We start from the raw sequence: 19,824 nt of genomic DNA, 5'->3' as shown, positions 1-19,824 counted from the left end.
CTTTTTGGCTAATTCTTGTTATCTTTACCTTCTAAATATTGAATTATGAATATACCAGCGATAATATTAGGCATGGTGGGTCCTTGGCAGATTGGGCTTATCGTAGTGATAGTACTCTTACTTTTTGGAGGTAAAAAAATACCGGAAATGATGCGAGGCTTAGGAAGTGGTATAAAGGAATTTAAAGATGCTTCCAGAGATGATGACAGTCCAAAAAAATCTGAAGAAAAATTGGAGGATAAAAAATCATAACAATTATCAAAATTGTTTAAATAAAAAAAGCGCCTGATTAACCTCAGGCGCTTTTTCGTTTTATAAATTCGGTTTATTCATTTTGATCTAAAAATTTGACTGAACGTAAAATAGACTCCAGTTCAAAAAGATTATCCCGCTTGCTTGCAGAAGGCTTAAATACAAAACCCTCAAGCACCAGATAACGATCATTTTCTTTATCGTCGACAGTAAAATTTACAAAAGGTCCGGCCATATAACGGCCTTTAACCTCCCACATCCCTTTCATCTGATAAGCCGGCTTGCCATCTATAGTGGTTTCTTCAAGATAAGGTGCAAAAGCAGCTTCCGTAATAAAACGCATGCCCTCGCTTACAGTAATATTATCGCCACCAATGGAGTCGCGCATTTTTATAAGTGATCCCACGGTATTAGAGTCTCGGTCTACCATACTGTATGGCACTTCATACACCGTAATATTCATATCCCCATGCGGAATGTCTTTACGTATCCAGAAAAAATTATCGTCTTTCTTAGCGTAGCGGTATGCGGTTGGGAATTTCATCGATATACCAAAAGCATGCTGAAGCGGTTTATCCTCTTTTAAAGACAGGCTTATTTGACGGATTTTTTCGGTGAACTCTGCTTTTTTTACTGCATTTACGATTTTGGCGCTGTCCTGAGCTATTTGATTAATAATGGCTTCCTCGGAAGGACCTTTTACGATAATCCCTGTTTGAGGACGAGCATATTCATCGTTGATTATAGAAACTCCCGAAGAATCGCCCTGCTCGATTTTTAAAAAAGTACGTTGCTTTCGCATAAAGCCTGTAAAGGCCTCTTCCGGCATTTGATTAATCTCAAACATGGGTTCTACCTGTGGTAAACCGTTTACCGGCCCTGCCAGTTTTTCCCTAACGGCCTCCCCCACGGCACCCGCCCACATATCATTTGGCATTATCACGGTTAGGGTATTGAGCACACCTGATGAGCTTGAAAGCACTTTTCCTTCGGGCTTGTCGTTGCAGGCAACCAAAGCAAAGAGCGTCAATAAAAGAATAATTTTTCGCATAGTGTAAAAGAATTAATGTTAGTTAGCGATAACCAGAGTCATTCCCGGTTTTAAGCTATTACCACTAAGATCGTTCCAAACTTTAAGGTTCTCTGCACTAACTCCGGGAAATTTCCGCGCGATAGTCCATAAACTGTCCCCTTTTTTGACAACATATTTTTTGGAAGCCTTGGCGGCTGGTGCAGTTGCACCGGCAGTAGCAACAGGTTTTGTAGGATATAAAATAAGCCGCTGTCCCACACGTAAGCTATTTGACCTCAGGTTATTCCAGCGTTTTATTTGAGACACGCCTACGCTGTAGCGTTCGGCAATTTTACCCAAATAGTCCCCACTGCGCACACGATACGTAACACTTGAAGGCACCTCAAGATACTCGGGCAAGGTTTCTTCTTCCCGCTTCATTTCTTCTTTTGCTGTCGCGTAAATCTCGGTTTCATTATTTACAAAAGGTCCCAAAGCCGTTACCGGAAGTCGCAAATAATAATCTTCATCAGAAACGTAGGGAATAATATCCAGTTTATAAGCCGGGTTTAAGAACTGAATTTCTTCTAAAGAAACCCCGGTGTAAGCAGAAACCTGCTGCAGGGTGAGCATTTCCTTTACGCGTACCGTATCGGTCTCAAAGTAATTGATATCCGGCTTTTGAGGCTTGTAGCCGTGTTCTTCGGCATACTCAAAGATGTACATTGTTGCCAGAAAAGCCGGTACATAACCTGCCGTTTCACGTGGCAAATGGTGCCTGATGTTCCAGTAGTTGGTACGGCCACCACTGCGGCGTATGGCCTTACTCACATTACCCGGACCTGAATTATACGAAGCCAAGGCAAGATCCCAGTCTCCAAAAATTTCGTAGAGTTTAGAGAGGTATTTTGCAGCAGCTTCCGTAGACATAATGGGATCCATGCGCTCATCTACATACGAACTGATGTCAAGACCGTATAATTTACCGGTACCAAACATAAACTGCCAGATTCCGGTAGCTCCTGCATGGGATTTTGCGCGTGGTCTAAGGGCAGATTCCACAATGGCCAGATATTTAAGCTCCAGGGGCATGTCGTACTTATCAAAGGTCTCCTCAAATCCCGGAAAATAAAATTCAGAAAGTCCCATAAGGCGTTCTAAAGTGGGCTTATGCCGCTTTAAGTAGCCTTTAATGACATTTTCAAGAGAAGGATTATACTCGATATTGAAAGGTGTTCGGGCATTGAGATCTGCCAGACGCTTTTTAAGCGTTTCTGTGGTAAGTTCAGGGTAATTGACCTCTTCGTACTCGGTATCATCAACTAATGCGCTGATCGAGTCGTAAAGCGTTCCTGTGGTGAGTTCTTCGATCCAACGCTCATCTATTTTAGCCGCGTACTTTCGATCTTTTAAGTTATAGGTAGTACTATCTCCCTTAATCTCTTTAAACAAAAAGACTTTTTGATCAGGTTTTGAAGGATTGCCCTTCATTTCCTTATTCAGGCTTTGCTGAATTTGTTTGAGTTCTACCGTATCTACAACAGGTAGTGATTTGCTGAGCAGTGCAGCTTCAGCCGGTTTTTCGGTATTGGATTCCTGGGCGTTTAAGACCAGAACAGACAGGCAACTTAATGCGATGCCGAGACTTAAGCTTTTCTTCATAGATATTAACAACGATGCAAACGCTAAAGTCGTATTTTTTAATCAAAATCTAAAACGCCCAGGATAATCCCAAACCTGTGGTATGTTAATTTTGTATAGCTGCGATACCCGGAAGCTCTTTACCTTCAAGCATTTCGAGCATTGCACCGCCGCCTGTAGACACGTAACTTACTTTATCTTCAAAACCAAATTGTTTAACTGCAGCGACACTATCGCCACCACCTACAAGTGAAAATGCTCCTTTTTGAGTAGCCTCGTCGATAAAATTACCCAGTTCAATGGTCCCGTTTGCAAAAGGTTTCATCTCAAAAACGCCTAACGGACCATTCCATAAAATCGTTTTGCTTCGCAGCACCACGCTCTTGAAGTTTTCTAGTGATTTTGGTCCTGCATCAAGACCTTGCCAACCATCAGGAATAGCGTTTATAGGTTCTACTTTGGTGTTTGCAAATTCCGAAAAGCTGTCTGCAGCAACCACGTCAACAGGCAGGTGAACATTTACATTCTTTTCTTTAGCCTGCTTTAAAATATCAAGTGCCAGTTCTAACTTGTCATCTTCACAGATAGAGCTTCCTACCTTTCCGCCCTGCGCTTTGATAAACGTATAGGCCATACCTCCACCAATAATCAGGTCATCTACTTTGTCTAACACATTCTCAATAACAGTGATTTTTGATGAAACCTTGGCACCACCTAAAATAGCAAGTACTGGCTTCTCATTATCGTTTAATACTTTATCGATGCTCTCAATTTCTTTGGCCAGTAAGTAGCCAAAGCACTTTTTCTCTGGAAAGAACTGGGCAACGATAGTCGTAGAGGCGTGTGCGCGGTGCGCGGTACCAAAAGCGTCGTTCACATAAATATCGCCTAGATTGGCCAATTGCTTAGAGAAATCTTCATCTCCCTCTGTCTCCGCATCGTGATAGCGTAGGTTTTCAAGCAGTAAAATTTCACCGGGTTCCAGATCTGCAGCAGCTTGTTCGGCTTTAGGTCCTACACAATCTTCAGCGAATTTTACCTGCACTCCTATGATTTCAGAAATGGTACCGGTAATATTTTTCAATGAAAACTCAGGCTCGTGATCTTTAGGTCTTCCCAAGTGTGACATCAAAATCGCAGATCCGCCGTCTTCCAGAATTTTTAAAATGGTAGGTTTTGCCGCCTCGATACGGGTTACATCGGTAACTTCAAGACTGTCGTTTAGCGGAACATTAAAATCTACCCGGATCAGGGCTTTTTTATCTTTAAAATTGAAATCGTCAATAGTTTTCATGAAATTTTGCTTTTACGGTTAGCTATTATTTTAAGGTTGATTGGTCTTTAATGATGTAACGCCTTAAGCGTCACAGAGCCAACAAATATAACAGATAGGCTCAGAAAATACGTTACATTTCTGTTATATTTGGCGCATGCAGTTTCAATCTATATTAGGGCAGCAGTTTATAAAAAACCACCTGACTACCAGCGTAGACCGTAAACGCATCGCACACGCCCAACTTTTTGTGGGAATCAGTGGAAGTGGTGTTTTACCCTGTGCCGTAGCTTACGCCCAATACCTTATTTGCGCTAATGCTGATGGTGAAAATAGAGGTGGTAATACCTCCTGCAATCTCAAGTTTGAGCATCTTTCACATCCTGACCTGCATTTCGCGTTTCCGGTAGCGACGACAGATTCGGTTAAATCCCATCCGGTATCTGATCACTTTGCAAAAGAATGGCGCGAATTTTTCGGCAAAAATCCCTACGGAAGTCTTTACGACTGGCATCAACATCTCGGCATTGAGAAAAAACAGGGGAAAATTGGGGTTGATGAGGCTCAGGATATCGTGCGGAAACTCTCCTTGAAATCTTATGAAGGCGGCTATAAAGTGATGATCATCTGGATGGCCGATAAAATGAATACCTCGGCTTCAAACAAGCTGCTTAAGTTGATTGAAGAGCCTCCGCAAAAAACCGTTTTTATACTCGTTGCGGAAAACGAAGACCAAATACTGGACACTATTAAATCGCGTTGCCAGATCCTGCACTTCCCTCCTCTTGCTTCGGAAGCACTGGAAGAGGCGCTGATAAGCAAACACCATTGCACTAAAACCGAAGCTCAAAAAATTGCCGTAAAAGCTCACGGAGACTATAATCTGGCGCTGCATTTACTGGAGAATAACAGTGAGGAAGAAGAATATGAGACCTGGTTTGTAGACTGGGTGCGTACTGCATTTAAAGCCCGTGGGAATAAAAAGGCCATACTCGATCTTATTGCCTGGAGCGAAAACATTGCCTCTAAAGGAAGAGAAACACAAAAAAGTTTTTTAGGATATTGTGAAGATTTTTTTAGGCAAGCCTTATTACTGAACTATAATGCTTCAGAACTGGTTTATTTACAACCCTCTACCCAATTTGAACTGGCCAAATTTGCTCCTTATGTGCATGGCAATAATATTAATGGGGTGATTGAAGAACTGCAGACAGCCTCGTATCACATTGAGCGCAATGGCAACGCAAAGATTATTCTAACTGATCTTTCCATAAAACTTACCCGTTTACTACACACCAAACCATAAAAAAAGCTGTCTTTGGAGACAGCTTTTTAATACTTTTTGATTCGGCTTAGTTAAGACTATCAGCAGGCTTTTCAGTTTCAGCAGGTTCAGAAACTTCTTTACCACCAGAAGTATATTTATCGTTTAGTTCTTTTAGGATTTCATCAGTTAGATCTAATTCTTCTTTACCGTAAAGAATATTAGCCCCTTCATTTTTTCCGTAGATATACTCATACTCGTTTTTCTTCCCGTAGTCTGCAATAAAATCACGCACTTTTTTGATAATGGTGTCAATCTCAGCCTGGCTCTCCTGCTGAATCTGACCTCCACGCACTTGTTGTGCCTGTTGAATCTGTTGTTGAAGTGCTCCTAACTCCTGCTCTTTTTGCTGACGTTCTGCCGGACTCATAGTAGCGGCATTTTGCTGATATAAATCAACCTTGATCTGAAAAGCCTGAATTTGTGGTTCAAGATCTGAACGCACCTCGTCACTAAGTTTAGTATACTTATCCTGTACTTCGGTAAGTTCGGTATACTCTTCAAATAATTTTTGGGTATCTACAAAACCGGTTTTTGATTTTGAACAAGAAGATACCAGAAATGCTAAAAGCATTAATTGAGCTATAATTTTCATGTTTGTTAAAATTTGGTGCAAATGTAAGATTAGCACGCATTAAAAAAAGATTTTGTAAAAATAAATTTACAATAAGCCGAATCTATGCAGGAATTTAAACAAATAGTCAAAAGCAATAAAAAACGACTTCATATAAGACGATCTCAGGGCTTTTTGGAAATTTAGCTATCACTTACCTGACAAGATTAAAATAACACCCTCTAAAGGCTTTATTTTTAGTTTTCGTCCTTTTTAAAGACAAAAATGAGTGAAGAATACTCTTTGCTAACCAAAGCTTTTATATTGGAACGTAATCCATTTAAAAAACCGGATAAAAATGGAATTTTAGCTCCTTTGTATTTTTCGGAAAGTAGGCTCACATAAAATGAGTCGAAAATAAGAGGTCTTTGAGCTATAAGTTTAAAACCTTCTTTTTCAAAAATAAGTTTGATGCTTTGAGCGGAAAAGTGGTGCAGGTGTCGGGGCACATCCCAGGCTGCCCAAAATTCTTTATAATGCCGGGCGTCAAAAGAATTAAAATTTGGAACAGCGATAACCGCTATTCCGTCTGAAGAAAGATGTTGATGAATCCACTGAATTTGCTTTTCGGTGTCCGGTACATGTTCTAAAACATGCCACATACTAATAACCTGAAATGTTTCGGCCTCTACAGCTTCTGCGCTTTCAAAAAGTGTAATTCCTTTTCGTTCTGCATGCGTCCGTGCAACTCCACTAGGTTCGAGACCGCTTACCTCCCATCCTTCCTTTTTAGCGAATTTCAGAAAATCTCCGGTTCCTGCTCCGATATCTAAAAGTTTGCCTTTGCCACAATATTTTTCAATAAGTGCCAATTTTCGTTTCAACATAAAACGCTTTACAGACTGATACGCCTTTTCGGTTAATCCTTCCTTAGCATCTGTATGAGAAATATAATTGTCAGTCTTGTAATAATCTTCCAGGTTTGAAGGTACGGATTGGGTCGTGTACTTGTCTAAATAGGAATCGTAAACCAGTTCAAACTCTTCCTGCGAACAGGAATAATCTTTAATTTTTAAACGGTTTTTTTTCAAAATAAATTACTTCTAGAAGAGATTATAGCTTGAGATGTTTCACGTGGAACTATATTTTAGCGCCCCATATAAACCAACATAACCGAAATATCGCTGGGAGAAACCCCACTTACCCGTGAAGCTTGTGATATGGTTGTGGGCTTAATTTTAGAAAGTTTTTCGCGAGCTTCAAAAGAAAGTGATTTCAATTTGGTGTAATCAAAGTTATCGGGAATCTTGATATTTTCTAATCGCTGCAACTTATCGGCGTTCGCTTTTTCTTTAGCAATATAACCCTCGTACTTGATTCTTATTTCAGCCTGTTCCAAAACTTCAGTATCTAAATCATGTTCTTCAACATAGGCTTTTACATCTTTAAACTGAAGCATATCATTTAGTGCAATCTGCGGACGACTAAAAATCTTCACCATCTTATCAGATTGCTTCATAGGAGAAGTACCTTTTTCATCTAAAACAGGATTAGCCTCTTCAGGCTGAATGCTCGTGGTATTGAAAAAATCAACCAGATTTTGAGCTTCATTTTCTTTCTTCTCTAAAGCACGCATACGATCTTCCCGGGCTAAACCAATCTCAAAAGAGCGAGGAGTAAGTCTACTGTCTGCATTATCCTGACGCAGCAACGTACGATATTCTGCTCTGGAGGTAAACATACGGTAAGGCTCTTTGGTTCCTTTGGTGATCAAATCATCAACCAGAACACCTATATACGCCTCATCACGTTTCAGAATGAAAGGATCGCGTTCCTGAACTTTCAGACTTGCGTTTATTCCTGCCATCAGACCCTGAGATGCTGCTTCCTCGTAACCGGTGGTTCCGTTAATCTGACCTGCAAAATACAAACCGTTTACCAACTTGGTTTCGAGCGTGTGTTTTAATTGGGTAGGTGGAAAATAATCGTATTCAATAGCATAACCCGGTCTGAAAAACTTCACATTTTCGAAACCAGCCACCTGACGTAAAGCTTTAAATTGAACATCTTCGGGAAGCGAAGTAGAAAACCCATTCACATAATACTCTATAGTATCCCAACCTTCCGGCTCAACAAAAAGCTGATGCCGGTCCTTATCGGCAAAGCGGTTTATTTTATCTTCTATAGAAGGGCAATACCGCGGTCCCGTGCTTTTGATTCGACCATTAAACATAGGCGAACGGTCAAAACCCTCCCTAAGCAAATCATGTACTTCCGGGCTGGTGTAACTCATTTGACACGAACGTTGTTTGGTAAGTGGTCTCGTTACATTCGAATAACTGAATTTCTGCGGATCCTCGTCTCCAGGTTGCTCAATCATTTTAGAAAAATCAAGACTTCTGCCATCGACACGAGGTGGGGTTCCGGTTTTCATTCTACCCGAATCAAAACCCAAATCTACCAACTGTTCTGTAATTCCGGTTGCACTACGCTCCCCTGCTCTACCTCCACCAAATTGCTTTTCACCGATATGAATAAGACCATTTAGAAAAGTTCCGTTAGTAAGGATAACCGATTTTGATTTGATTTCAATGCCTAAAGAAGTGCGTACACCCGCAATGCGATCCCCTTCCATCAAAAGACCACTTACCATCTCCTGATAGAAATCAAGATTAGGGGTTTGCTCAAGCATTAACCGCCACTCTTCCGCAAAACGCATACGATCACTTTGAACGCGTGGACTCCACATTGCAGGACCTTTACTTTTATTCAACATCTTAAATTGAATAGCCGTACGGTCTGAAACGATGCCACTATAGCCGCCCATAGCATCAATCTCACGCACAATCTGGCCCTTTGCAATACCACCCATGGCTGGATTGCAGGACATCTGTGCGATGGTTTGCAAATTCATAGTTACCAAAAGTGTACTGCTACCCATATTGGCAGCGGCAGCGGCAGCTTCACAACCTGCGTGGCCTCCTCCTACTACAATAACATCGTATGTCTGATCAAAAAAACTCATTGTTCCACGTGAAACATTTAATTATTCTTTCCTTAAAATGGGCGCAAAGGTACTCAATTAATAACCAACTTACGCAAAGCGCTCATCCCAAAGCTTTAAGTACTCATCCTCCTTCGCACGCATCAGCTTTGTGTCTTCATCTGTCTTATCGCCAAAGCCGCACATATGCAATAAACCGTGCACCATTACCCGTCGCAGCTCACTATCAAAACTTACACTAAACTGCTCTGCATTATCTGCAACACGCTCTGTGCTTATGTACATTTCACCATTAAGTACAGTGCCCTCTTTATAATCAAAAGTAACAATGTCAGTATAGGTGTCGTGATCTAAATACTGTATGTTTATATCCAGTAAATATTCATCTGAGCAAAAAACATAGCCCAGTTCACCCACCTGATGATTTTCCATTTCAGCAACGGAATTTAACCAGTTTAAAACCTGATCTTCTTTATCTATTTGAAACTCATTTTGACTATTAAATTCAATCATCTGTCTTTCTAAAATAACTTTTTACCTTTTGCTTATATCTAAATTCTAACGGAAGTTCATCCCGATTCAGGATCTCATCTGTATTGAAATATTCCTTCAATTCCGGGAAATCCCTTTGTACATCATTTGTAAAATTTTTTGTATTAGCTGTAGATTCCCGTTCACTCTTACGATCCTTTTCCTGCTCTGCTTCCTCCATTTTTAAGAACTGCTGAATGACATCTTCCATTCTCCTTTTTGCACTCGAAGAGTTCCCGGAGAGTAATGCTTCCTCAATTTGTTCCATCTCCTTTAAAAGATCCCGGGCTCCTTCATTTACATTTCCGTTTTCAATTAAGTCCTGTAATTTATTACGTAAACGTTCCTGTTGTTTATAAATCTCGTATTGTCTTGCGAGTTCTGCTTCACCCGATTCCCCTCCGGGTTTTCCATTATTCCCATCTTTTGCATCCCCTGAATCACCGCCCGATCCTTCACCATCAGATCCGTTTCCAGAACCTTCTTTCTCACCACCTCCCTTTTCTCCTTCTCCGGATTGACCTTCCTGCTTTCCCTTACCAAGCTTCTTAGCCAACTCCTCCTGAGACATTATAATATCACTTAGCTGTTTCCCGCTACCGGATCCTCCCTTTGGATTAGGCATTGGCATACCGCTGCTACCAGACCCCATGCCCATAGACATTTGTGCCTGCATATTATCAAGAATATCAGAAAGCATATCAGCTAATGTGTTTGCTCCTTTAAATACATATTGCTGACTGGCCAAACCCTTCTCAATATCATTATCAGCAAGACGTTCTAAAGCCTGATCTAAACCGTAACTGATCTCTGTTAACTCCGAATTGATATCTTCTTCCAGAAACGGATTACGCAATGCCAAAACAAATAAACTATCATCGATATGCTGAAAGTTCTCACGAAGGGTATTTTGCTTTACAAGATATTTAGAGAACATCGGATTGCTGTTATCTAATGATGCAAAATCATCCTTTAAAGATTCCTGATCAAACGAAAACACAATAAGGTTATCTAAAATCTGTCTCAACATTTCTATATCCTCCTCCAGTTGTTGGGCACCTCCTCCTCCACCTGAAGACATATTTTGCATCATCTGCTGACCTACTTTCTGCATTTGCTCACCAGCCTTTTTCTGCGACTTTTTACCTTCCTTTTGAGCTTCGGAAGGTTCTTCATTTTTGTCAGAATTATCCTGCTTAAGAGCATCTTCTGCCTTTTGCTGCTCCTGATCAATTTGATCTAACTTTGACGACTGAGGCATCTCCAACGGCTTCTGAAGTCCAGAATTTTCCTTACGTAATTCTTCAACTTCCTTCTTAAGTTCATCAAAATCCTTACTGATTTGTTTTTGCTTTTCAGCATCAGAAACAGAACGCTCTGAGGCTTCCTTGCTCTGCTCCTTACCCAATTCATTAAGTTCGCGTCCTATGCGCTCCCCTTTAGTCTGAACAAAAAAGCGCTTGGTAAGCTCAAGCAACTGCTCCATACTCCGGCTGGAATTTTTGCTGTTTTTAGAAAGTTCGTCTAAGCGCTTACTGAGTTCCTCATCGTCCATAAGCTCCTGAAGCCTGGCCATTTCTTCCATTAATTTTTCCTGCTCCCGAAGCTGCTCTTCATTCTTTTCTAAACGCTTCTTAAGTAAATCGTTAGTTTGCGATGGTGCATCTAACAATTCATCCATACGTTCCAGACTCTTCTTCAGCGTTTCCGAATAATTCTTCATCAACTCTTCCTGCGCCTTTTGCCTTTCGAAAAAAGACTGAATTTTCTTTCGGTCATTAAAATCAAGCTTACTTTTCTCCTTATTGAGATTTTGTAAATCTTGTAAGTCCTGTTGACGCTCCTGCATTTTAGAAACTGACTTGTCTAAATCCCTGAGCGTTTTTTCCTGTAATTCCAGTTGCTTATCCAGGGCCTTATCAGTAGTAAGTACATCATAAGTTTCAGGAGCCGAACGCGTGGCTTTATAACCATTTAAGACATCATTATCCCGTACTTCAAAATAGTAGGTATAAGCCCTACCCTGCTCTAACTGCAATTTGCCCGGAAAAGCAGCATAAAACTGATCAACAGTCAACTTAGAAACCGGAATATCTATATAATTCTTATTATCTTCTTGATTATCAATATAATAAACTAACCTTAAACTCTTTAGACCATGATCATCACTTATAGTTCCCTTATAAAAAACCTGCTCTGATCCCAAAGTATCTGACTTACGCTCTAATTCCAATTCGGGATACGCATCCCGAATCACTTCAATACGATATTGCAATTCTTCAAAACGATTCAAAGAAGCATTGCTAGTCGCAATAGCATAATCTGTAGATGTAAAAAACCTGCGCTTTAATTCAAAGCTATCCCCCTTCCGGGAGAAAGCTATGAGCGTATCTGAAACAAATTCTAAAAGATCAGCATTGCGTGCTTCCAGATTAAAGATCACCTCAGTTCCTTCCGGTATGGTGAATGATCCTGTGTTTAGAATAGTTTCATTTGCTTTAGCCAGATAAGCAGGATAATTCAACTGAGCTTCAAAACCGGTAAGCACCGGTGTCTTTACCAGAGGTATCTCATAACCAACAGATCGTACCCCATTACCTTCCAAATGAAAATTCAAATCCTCCCGCACCTGATCTACCGTATAAGCAAAACGCCCTCTTCCGCGATTGCTCATAAAATAATCCTGACCGTTAAGATTGATGCGAACTTCTTCCGGCAGTTGACTACCCGAAACCTGAACTTCTATTTCATAAGCCTGACCTTCAATTGCCCGGTTTTTCAAATCTGCTAACTCAAAGATGAAAGGCGCAGGCGGTACATATTCCCCTTTATAATCCCAAACGCGCTCCGCAGTCTGACTAAAAAAGGAAGTTCCCTGACTAAAACTTACCGCAGCAAATATCAATACCGGAATAAGTGCATATTTGATATACCTGGCATTGGACTTGTAATCTATAGCTAATGAAAAAGGCACCGGCTCGAGCTCTTTACTTTTCTGAGCAATACTTGCGGCCACTAAATCTGATTGCGCGTTGCTGGCTTTTAACTGCAAGGTATTTATGAGTTTGTCACGCACTTCGGGGAAGTGGTTTCCTATGAGTAAAGAGGCTTTGGTGTAATCTATTCCTTTTGAGAGTCTAAAAAGCCGAAAGAGAGGCAAACCTATAAAGCGGATGAGCAGAACCAATTCAAGACCTACAAAAGACCAAAAGAGCAATCCCCTACCCAGTTTATTAAGCCACAGAAAATATTCGATAATCAAAACAAGCAACACATAGGTGAGCCCTATGGCTACAAAAAACAAAATACCCTTTAAGAGTTCGTTTTTATAATATTTACTGATAAATGCTTCTAATTTTTCCTCTAACGCCATCACAAAATGATCTCTTTAAAACCTCGCTACTTACAATAACTAAAACTACAATTTTCTAGTATAGCCTATATCTTTAAAATACGCAACTTAAGGGATATAAACACAAACTGCCTTCAACAGACTTAAAGACCTTATCTAAAAGCTCAAACAAACCTTGTTTCAGAGTGTGGTATAATGAGTACCTTTGCCGTCTAAAATTTAGCTATGCATCAAAACGTAAGGGTGCGCTTTGCACCCAGCCCTACAGGTCCTCTGCACATAGGTGGTGTACGCACCGCACTCTATAATTATCTGTTTGCAAAAAAACATAAGGGTTCGTTTATTTTACGAATAGAAGATACAGATCAAAACCGGTATGTTCCCGGTGCCGAAAATTATATAATCGAAGCGCTCAATTGGTGTGGAATTCCTTTTGATGAAGGTCCGGGCAAAGAGCAGGGCTATGGTCCTTACCGTCAAAGCGAGCGTAAAGACAAGTATTTGGCATTCGCCGAAAAACTAATCGCTTCGGGTGATGCGTATTATGCTTTTGACACCGCTGAAGCTCTTGACGCTCATCGTAAAGATCACGAAGAGCAAGGCAAGACATTTATCTACAACTGGCACAACCGCAACAAACTTGATAATTCGCTAAATCTTTCAGCTGAAGAAACTCAAAAACGCCTTGATGCCGGTGAAGATTATGTAATTCGTTTTAAATCTCCTCAAAGTGAACTGCTTGAACTTGAAGATCTCATACGCGGCAGTGTAGAAGTCGATACCAGTTTGCTGGATGACAAAGTTCTTTTCAAAGCAGATGGTATGCCTACCTACCATTTGGCAAATATTGTTGACGATCACCTCATGGAAATTACCCACGTAATTCGTGGTGAAGAATGGCTGCCTTCTATGCCGCTGCACGTTATGCTGTATCGCGCATTTGGTTGGGAAGCCCCACGCTTTGCCCATTTACCGCTTATTATGAAGCCTGTGGGCAAAGGAAAATTAAGCAAACGCGACGGTGATAAAATGGGATTCCCGGTATTTCCATTGGAATGGAAAGATCCCAATACCGGTGAAATTTCGGCAGGATATCGCGAAGATGGCTACTTACCAGAAGCCGTTGTTAATATGCTGGCCTTTTTAGGATGGAATCCCGGTACCGAAAAAGAAATCTATACGCTTGAAGAGCTTGTTGCAGATTTTGAGCTGGAACGCGTGCACAAATCGGGGGCTAAATTTGATCCTGAAAAAACCAAATGGTTTCAACAGCAACATTTGCACCTCACCTCTGAAGCGTCTCTGGTAAAACCTTTTCAGGAAATCCTAAAGGAAAAACACCTGGACTACGACGATGCATACGTGCAAAAAGTAATTTCACTGGTAAAAGAACGCGCTATTTTTATTGAAGATCTTTGGGAACAGGGTCATTTCTTCTTTGAGAGACCTGAAGAGTATGATGAAAAAACAGCCAAAAAAACCTGGAAAGAAGACACCGGTGAGATCATGATTCATTTATCAAAAATTGTAAATGACACTGAAGATTTTAATACGGAAAACCTTTCTGCTAACGTAAAAGGCTGGATTACGGCTGAAAATTTGGGCTTTGGTAAGGTAATGCAACCGCTCCGCTTAAGCCTGGTAGGTTCTATGTCTGGACCTGATGTTTTTGAAATCGCAGCAACCATTGGCAAAGAAAAAACGCTGGAACGCATTCGCTTTGCGATTGAAAGGTTATAAATAAAGTATAATTCCTGCGGTAACAAGACCAAGATTTCCCTTGAAATTTGTTGCTGCAGGATCTTTAAGATTGTGATCCTCAGAATTCAGCCTATTCAGGATATTGGTAAAGTTATACTGATAAGCTGCAGTCAATCGCAACCATTTAAGTCCACCGGTTAAGCCGGCAGTAAGCATACCATTAATTCTGCTTATTTCTTCCAGGTCCCCGGCCTGCAAAGTGGTATAACCATCAACAATTAAATTTTCCTGACTTTGATCTTTCAATTTTAGGCCCCCATTTACCTGTAAAACGGGTCCTAACTCTGCACTCAGGTATTCGCCAGCAATACGATAACTGGCAAGAAATTTTACCTGGGCTCCACTTAACGCATATTCAACCTGCTTCCCTCCCGCTTCAACCTGCAAACCAATTTGGATAAAATCAATACCGTAAATGAGATCAAAATCGTTGTAAAAAGCTCCCCGTGTTGATAAACCTGCTAAAAATCCTTCGCCTTGAGACGTGTTGAAATTTTCGGTCTGTAGATTACTCATCGCATATACACCTTGCAAACCGATGTGATTATGCACCGTTCTTGATCGCTGTGCATAGGAAGAACAGGATAGCAGTATTGCCGGAATAAAAAATAGTAGTTTCAAGCTGTTACGAATTTATCAGAATTGAGACAAATCTATTGTATTTTTGATAGGTACTCCCCTACTACGTTAATAATTTAAAACTCAATTCTATGTCTTACCTTATTCCGGCACTACTTTTTGTAGGCGCTCTTATTCTTATTTCCAGCTTTTTTATGGTTAAGCAACAAACTGCTGCGATTATAGAACGCTTTGGGAAATTTACCAGTATTCGCAATTCGGGGCTTCAATTTAAAATACCTCTTATTGATAAGGTAGCTGGTCGTGTAAATCTACGTATACAGCAGCTTGACGTTATTGTTGAAACCAAAACTAAAGATGATGTATTTGTACGTTTGAAGATTTCAGTACAATTTCAGGTAGTGAAGTCTAACGTGTATGACGCGTTTTATAAACTTGAAGATCCTCAGAATCAGATAACTTCTTATGTTTTTGACGTGGTACGTTCTGAAGTGCCAAAAATGAAACTCGATGACGTTTTTGAGCGAAAGGATGACATTGCCATTGCAGTAAAAAGTGAGTTAAACCAGTCTATGACCGATTACGGTTATGATATCATCAAAACTCTGGTAACAGACATTGATCCTGACCAGCAGGTTAAAATAGCGATGAACCGTATTAATGCGTCTGAACGCGAAAAAGTGGCTGCAGAGTATGAAGCCGAAGCAGAACGTATTAAAATAGTCGCTAAAGCGCGCGCAGAAGCCGAAAGCAAGCGTTTACAGGGTCAGGGTATAGCAGACCAGCGCAGAGAGATTGCGCGCGGTCTGGAGGAGTCTGTAGAGGTTTTAAACAATGTGGGTATCAACTCTCAGGAAGCCTCTGCTTTGATTGTGGTTACCCAGCACTACGATACTTTACAATCTATAGGTGAAGAGACAAATAGTAACCTGATTCTTCTTCCTAATTCACCACAGGCGGGTAGCGATATGCTAAACAATATGATCGCAAGTTTTGTCGCATCTAACCAGATTGGTGAAGAAATGAAAAAGCGAAATGCAGAGCTGGGAATCGAAGCCAAGGCAAAAAAGCCTAAAAAACCCAGACCGCAATCAGGATATAGAGATTTAGATAATCCTGAAGATTTATCTTAAACAAAAAAGCCCGGATTTTATGATCCGGGCTTTTTTAATACTGTTGATTAGGTATTTTAATCTTCTACATTCTTAACCTTTACTTTTTTGATTCCTAAAAGCTTATTTACGGTTTTAACCACAATAGCTTTTTGAACAATGGCGCCTAAAGAACCGGCAATAAGACTTACAGGTGAAAATGAACTCTTAACATCACTAATACTTAGCTTAAGTGTCTCTTCATCTATCTGCTGCTGAAGCTTAAGTATTTTGATATCATGGTCGATCTGATCAAATGATTTATAGACTTTCATAATTACTTTTCTAAATGCTTAAATTCTTCGTCCAAAACATCCTCCTGAGTTGATTCATTGAAGAATACCTTAGAGTATTTCTTGAGGACGATTTCGGTTGTAAAAGGTTTACCAAATAATTTGTAAAGTATAAAAACCAAAAGATAAAATCCCGCTACAATAAAGTAACCGTAGCTCATAGTTCCTAATGATTCCCCAATTGAGATGGCTAAACCTACTGAGATGAACAATAGGAAAATCAAAAAGATGCTGCCACTCACCATAAGATTAACCAGAGATACAGCACCATTCATCATTTTTTTGAAACTATCTAACTTGTAGTACTCCAGACTACTGTTTAGATATTTCTTAGCATCATCAGATACTTTACTTATATTTTCTGAAAGGTTGAATATAGACATATGTGCTTATGCTTTTGCAGTTGGCACGTCAATATCTTTCACTTCTTTTACTACTTCCTGTGATGCTTTAGCATTCTTCTTGCGAAGCTCTTCAAGCTTTTTTTCCATACTTACCAAGATATCATCTGCTTTTGAACTGGCTGTTTTAAGCGTGTCCTCAAGTTTAGAATCAAAAGATTTTTTGGCTTGCTTGGCAGAAGCAGATAATTGCTCTGAAGTTTCGCTAATTTGCTTTTCTAGTTTTCTTTTAGCCTCTTTGGCATTTTTAGAAATTTTCTTTCTTGTTTTATCCCCACTTTCAGGAGCATAAAGAAGTCCAAGACCTGCACCTATTGCTGCACCTGTTATTAAAGCTAAAATTGTATTTCCTGTTTTTGACATGGTAAATTAGATTTTTGTTTCATTCAAAGGTACAGCCTCAAGCTACTTTTCTCCGTTAATAACCGGTTAATAAATTGACTATTAACCTTAAAGGAATGCTAAAAAAGGGTGCTAACGACCCTTTTTTAAACTTTATAGATGATTAATTATTAAAGCGCCTGTACCGATTCTTCTAAAAGAGGCTCGCCGGAAGCTTTCATTTCTTCTAAATAAGCAGCCACTTCCTGATCATTAGCATCTGCTTTTCTGAGTTTTATCAACACGATTAAGGTTTCTAAAACTGCCAGTCTGGTTCCTACCTTTTTCGCTGAAGTATTAAACAGTTCCTTCAATTCTTCGAAATCAACATCTTTAGCCAGTTGGCGAATCCTTGTAATAGCTTTAACCCGCTTTTCATCGGGAATCTGAGCAAGCTTCTTCCCTACTTTCTTAATCTCATTCAATGCAGGGATCTGAGGAATATTTTTCTTAGGTTGTTCCTGAGGTTTATCCTGATTTTCAGATTTAGATTCAACCTTGGCCCAGGTATCGCGCAATCCCACCGTTCTGTTGAAAATAAGCTTTTCTGAAGTACTTTCTTTATCAACATTAAAATAACCTATTCGCTGAAACTGAAAACCTTCATAAGGCTTAACATCTGCCAGACCGGGTTCCAGATAGCCGGTTATCACCTCGAGAGAATTTGGGTTTAGATGATGCATAAAATCAACTTCTTTATCTCCGTCCGGCGATTCATGGTTAAATAATCGATCGTAAAGACGCACTTCGGCCTTTATGGCATGATCTACAGAAACCCAGTGCAGGGTTCCCTTTACCTTACGCAGACTGGCCTCGGTACCGCTCCCGCTTTGAGAATCCGGATCGTAACTGCAATGTATTTCGGTAATGTTACCCTGTGCATCTTTAACTACAGATTCACCCTTAATGATATACGCATTTTTCAGCCGTACTTCTTTACCTAATGAAAGTCTGAAATACTTGCTGTTTGCCTGTTCTTTAAAATCATCCTTTTCAATATATAATACCTTGGAGAAAGGCACTTTTCGATAACCGGCGCTTTCATCTTCCGGGTTATTTTCGGCCTCAAGCCATTCTACCTTATCTTCCGGATAGTTATCAATAACGAGTTTAACCGGATCTAAAACAGCCATCACACGCGGTGCGGTCTTATTCAAATCTTCCCGTACATTAAATTCAAGCAAAGAAACATCAATCACGTTATCACGCTTGGCAACACCTACGGTATCAATAAAATTGCGAATAGATGCCGGTGTGTATCCCCTGCGTCTTAGTCCTGAAATGGTAGGCATACGCGGGTCATCCCAGCCACTTACTACACCCTCCTCTACCAGTTTAAGCAGCTTACGCTTGCTCATAATGGTATAGCTTAAATTAAGCCGCGCAAACTCGCGTTGTTTGGGTTTTACCCCATCTGTATACACATGATCCACAAACCACTCGTAAAGCGGTCTGTGTGGCTTAAACTCGAGTGAACATAAACTGTGAGAAATTTGCTCTAAATAGTCACTTTCGCCGTGAGCCCAGTCGTACATGGGATAAATATGCCAGGTATTACCGGTACGGTGGTGTGCCTTATTTACAACCCGGTACATAATGGGGTCGCGCAACAGCATGTTTGGCGAGGTCATATCAATCTTGGCACGAAGCACGTGAACACCTTCGGGAAACTTCCCGTTTTTCATTTGTTCAAAAAGCTCCAGGTTTTCTTCTACAGAACGATCCCGAAACGGACTGTTTGTACCCGGTTCTGTTGGAGTACCTTTTTGCTCGGCCATAGCCTCACTGGACTGTGAATCTACGTAGGCTTTACCTTCTTTTATAAGCTGAATGGCCCAGTCGTATAACTGTTGAAAGTAGTCTGATGAATAGCAAACCTGATCCCATTTAAAACCCAGCCATTTGATGTCTTCCTGAATCGCATCAACGTATTCCTGCTCCTCTTTCGACGGATTGGTATCATCAAATCTCAAATTAACCGGTGCATCGTATTTTTCGCCCAGACCAAAACTGATGCATATTGCCTTACAATGGCCAATATGCAAATAGCCGTTAGGCTCGGGAGGAAAACGAAATCTTAAATTAGATTCCGGAAATCCGTTTTTAATATCTTCTTCTACGATCTGCTCTAAAAAATTGAGCGCTACATATTCTTCTGCCATAAATTGTTTTGTGCTTTAAACCAACGCAGATGTGCTCTGCCGGAAAATAAATTATCTTAAAATCAAAGACCGAACTTTAATTTGAAAGATTGTTTTTAACCAAAGGTTAGCCTTGAGATAATTAATCTCGATTCATCGGGTAAAATTAGTAAAA

General features: G+C 40.3%; 17 protein-coding genes. 4 read left to right on the top strand and 13 right to left on the bottom strand.

Annotated features, from left to right (window positions below; all coding sequences use genetic code 11):
• Positions 1–45 precede the first annotated feature (45 nt).
• Positions 46–252 carry a Sec-independent protein translocase subunit TatA/TatB gene (locus tag ACSSS3_RS07635; protein ID WP_290478252.1) on the top strand — a complete coding sequence of 69 codons (207 nt, stop codon included), beginning with the start codon at positions 46–48 and terminating at the stop codon, positions 250–252.
• 73 nt (positions 253–325) lie between these two features.
• Here ACSSS3_RS07635 and ACSSS3_RS07630 read toward each other — a convergent pair whose 3' ends face one another.
• The 3 genes from ACSSS3_RS07630 to ACSSS3_RS07620 all read right to left on the bottom strand — a co-directional run bounded on the left by ACSSS3_RS07630 (position 326) and on the right by ACSSS3_RS07620 (position 4,199).
• Positions 326–1,303 carry a DUF4837 family protein gene (locus ACSSS3_RS07630; RefSeq protein ID WP_442847067.1) on the bottom strand — a complete coding sequence of 326 codons (978 nt, stop codon included), beginning with the start codon at positions 1,301–1,303 and terminating at the stop codon, positions 326–328.
• An 18-nt stretch (positions 1,304–1,321) separates the two neighbouring features.
• On the bottom strand, positions 1,322–2,926 hold the full coding sequence (locus ACSSS3_RS07625) for a LysM peptidoglycan-binding domain-containing protein (RefSeq protein WP_442847066.1): 1,605 nt from the start codon (positions 2,924–2,926) through the stop codon (positions 1,322–1,324).
• Positions 2,927–3,011: 85 nt separating this feature from the next.
• The gene (locus tag ACSSS3_RS07620) at positions 3,012–4,199 is read right to left on the bottom strand and encodes a phosphoglycerate kinase (RefSeq protein WP_442847065.1); all 1,188 of its coding nucleotides are present in this window, start codon (positions 4,197–4,199) and stop codon (positions 3,012–3,014) included.
• 136 nt (positions 4,200–4,335) lie between these two features.
• On the opposite strand from ACSSS3_RS07620, the gene ACSSS3_RS07615 reads away from it, so the two are divergent.
• On the top strand, positions 4,336–5,484 hold the full coding sequence (locus tag ACSSS3_RS07615) for a DNA polymerase III subunit (protein ID WP_442847064.1): 1,149 nt from the start codon (positions 4,336–4,338) through the stop codon (positions 5,482–5,484).
• 46 nt (positions 5,485–5,530) lie between these two features.
• Here ACSSS3_RS07615 and ACSSS3_RS07610 read toward each other — a convergent pair whose 3' ends face one another.
• From ACSSS3_RS07610 to ACSSS3_RS07590, 5 genes are all read right to left on the bottom strand, one after another.
• Positions 5,531–6,097 carry an OmpH family outer membrane protein gene (locus ACSSS3_RS07610; RefSeq protein ID WP_442847063.1) on the bottom strand — a complete coding sequence of 189 codons (567 nt, stop codon included), beginning with the start codon at positions 6,095–6,097 and terminating at the stop codon, positions 5,531–5,533.
• 215 nt (positions 6,098–6,312) lie between these two features.
• Positions 6,313–7,146 (bottom strand): class I SAM-dependent methyltransferase, encoded by an 834-nt coding sequence (locus ACSSS3_RS07605; protein ID WP_442847062.1) that lies wholly within the window; start codon positions 7,144–7,146, stop codon positions 6,313–6,315.
• A 56-nt stretch (positions 7,147–7,202) separates the two neighbouring features.
• Positions 7,203–9,080: a tRNA uridine-5-carboxymethylaminomethyl(34) synthesis enzyme MnmG gene (gene mnmG, locus ACSSS3_RS07600; protein WP_442847061.1), complete on the bottom strand. Its 1,878-nt coding sequence runs from the start codon at positions 9,078–9,080 to the stop codon at positions 7,203–7,205.
• Positions 9,081–9,149: 69 nt separating this feature from the next.
• A complete protein-coding gene (gene ybeY, locus ACSSS3_RS07595; RefSeq protein ID WP_442847060.1) occupies positions 9,150–9,572 on the bottom strand; it encodes an rRNA maturation RNase YbeY in 423 nt (140 codons plus the stop codon).
• A complete protein-coding gene (locus ACSSS3_RS07590) occupies positions 9,565–12,963 on the bottom strand; it encodes a hypothetical protein (protein ID WP_442847059.1) in 3,399 nt (1,132 codons plus the stop codon). The genes ybeY and ACSSS3_RS07590 overlap by 8 nt, the downstream gene beginning before the upstream one ends.
• 204 nt (positions 12,964–13,167) lie before the next feature.
• Here ACSSS3_RS07590 and gltX point away from each other — a divergent pair, with 204 nt between their 5' ends.
• Positions 13,168–14,682 carry a glutamate--tRNA ligase gene (gltX, locus tag ACSSS3_RS07585; RefSeq protein WP_442847058.1) on the top strand — a complete coding sequence of 505 codons (1,515 nt, stop codon included), beginning with the start codon at positions 13,168–13,170 and terminating at the stop codon, positions 14,680–14,682.
• Here gltX and ACSSS3_RS07580 read toward each other — a convergent pair.
• On the bottom strand, positions 14,677–15,324 hold the full coding sequence (locus ACSSS3_RS07580; RefSeq protein WP_442847057.1) for a hypothetical protein: 648 nt from the start codon (positions 15,322–15,324) through the stop codon (positions 14,677–14,679). The two genes, gltX and ACSSS3_RS07580, sit on opposite strands and share 6 nt — an antisense overlap.
• An 89-nt stretch (positions 15,325–15,413) precedes the next feature.
• Here ACSSS3_RS07580 and ACSSS3_RS07575 point away from each other — a divergent pair, with 89 nt between their 5' ends.
• Positions 15,414–16,415, top strand: a complete 1,002-nt coding sequence (locus ACSSS3_RS07575; RefSeq protein WP_442847056.1) for an SPFH domain-containing protein — start codon at positions 15,414–15,416, stop codon at positions 16,413–16,415.
• 56 nt (positions 16,416–16,471) lie between these two features.
• On the opposite strand, the gene ACSSS3_RS07570 is transcribed toward ACSSS3_RS07575, so the two are convergent.
• The 4 genes from ACSSS3_RS07570 to ACSSS3_RS07555 form a co-directional block, all read right to left on the bottom strand.
• Complete coding sequence (locus tag ACSSS3_RS07570; protein WP_442847055.1) at positions 16,472–16,708, bottom strand: DUF6327 family protein; 237 nt, start codon at positions 16,706–16,708, stop codon at positions 16,472–16,474.
• A 2-nt stretch (positions 16,709–16,710) separates the two neighbouring features.
• The gene (locus ACSSS3_RS07565) at positions 16,711–17,109 is read right to left on the bottom strand and encodes a hypothetical protein (RefSeq protein WP_228229292.1); all 399 of its coding nucleotides are present in this window, start codon (positions 17,107–17,109) and stop codon (positions 16,711–16,713) included.
• Positions 17,110–17,115: 6 nt separating this feature from the next.
• Entirely contained in the window at positions 17,116–17,490 is a 375-nt protein-coding gene (locus tag ACSSS3_RS07560; protein ID WP_442847054.1) for a YtxH domain-containing protein, read from the bottom strand.
• 149 nt (positions 17,491–17,639) lie between these two features.
• Complete coding sequence (locus tag ACSSS3_RS07555; protein WP_442847053.1) at positions 17,640–19,670, bottom strand: glutamine--tRNA ligase/YqeY domain fusion protein; 2,031 nt, start codon at positions 19,668–19,670, stop codon at positions 17,640–17,642.
• Between the last annotated feature and the right edge of the window lie 154 nt (positions 19,671–19,824).

Source organism: Leeuwenhoekiella sp. H156 (assembly GCF_052218455.1).
In the GTDB taxonomy this organism is placed as follows: domain Bacteria; phylum Bacteroidota; class Bacteroidia; order Flavobacteriales; family Flavobacteriaceae; genus Leeuwenhoekiella; species Leeuwenhoekiella parthenopeia.
The sequence above is the reverse complement of the archived record's forward strand: the minus strand, read 5'-3'. Positions and strand labels throughout refer to the sequence as shown.

Excerpts from the sequence above, each read along its gene's own strand:
- ACSSS3_RS07615 (WP_442847064.1), top strand. The coding sequence starts at position 4,336 with ATGCAGTTTCAATCTATATTAGGGCAGCAGTTTATAAAAAACCACCTG.
- ACSSS3_RS07570 (WP_442847055.1), bottom strand. The coding sequence starts at position 16,708 with ATGAAAGTCTATAAATCATTTGATCAGATCGACCATGATATCAAAATA.
- ACSSS3_RS07560 (WP_442847054.1), bottom strand. The coding sequence starts at position 17,490 with ATGTCAAAAACAGGAAATACAATTTTAGCTTTAATAACAGGTGCAGCA.
- gltX (WP_442847058.1), top strand. The coding sequence starts at position 13,168 with ATGCATCAAAACGTAAGGGTGCGCTTTGCACCCAGCCCTACAGGTCCT.
- ACSSS3_RS07610 (WP_442847063.1), bottom strand. The coding sequence starts at position 6,097 with ATGAAAATTATAGCTCAATTAATGCTTTTAGCATTTCTGGTATCTTCT.
- ACSSS3_RS07620 (WP_442847065.1), bottom strand. The coding sequence starts at position 4,199 with ATGAAAACTATTGACGATTTCAATTTTAAAGATAAAAAAGCCCTGATC.
- ACSSS3_RS07575 (WP_442847056.1), top strand. The coding sequence starts at position 15,414 with ATGTCTTACCTTATTCCGGCACTACTTTTTGTAGGCGCTCTTATTCTT.
- ACSSS3_RS07635 (WP_290478252.1), top strand. The coding sequence starts at position 46 with ATGAATATACCAGCGATAATATTAGGCATGGTGGGTCCTTGGCAGATT.
- ACSSS3_RS07590 (WP_442847059.1), bottom strand. The coding sequence starts at position 12,963 with ATGGCGTTAGAGGAAAAATTAGAAGCATTTATCAGTAAATATTATAAA.
- ACSSS3_RS07625 (WP_442847066.1), bottom strand. The coding sequence starts at position 2,926 with ATGAAGAAAAGCTTAAGTCTCGGCATCGCATTAAGTTGCCTGTCTGTT.
- ACSSS3_RS07565 (WP_228229292.1), bottom strand. The coding sequence starts at position 17,109 with ATGTCTATATTCAACCTTTCAGAAAATATAAGTAAAGTATCTGATGAT.
- ybeY (WP_442847060.1), bottom strand. The coding sequence starts at position 9,572 with ATGATTGAATTTAATAGTCAAAATGAGTTTCAAATAGATAAAGAAGAT.
- ACSSS3_RS07630 (WP_442847067.1), bottom strand. The coding sequence starts at position 1,303 with ATGCGAAAAATTATTCTTTTATTGACGCTCTTTGCTTTGGTTGCCTGC.
- ACSSS3_RS07555 (WP_442847053.1), bottom strand. The coding sequence starts at position 19,670 with ATGGCAGAAGAATATGTAGCGCTCAATTTTTTAGAGCAGATCGTAGAA.
- mnmG (WP_442847061.1), bottom strand. The coding sequence starts at position 9,080 with ATGAGTTTTTTTGATCAGACATACGATGTTATTGTAGTAGGAGGAGGC.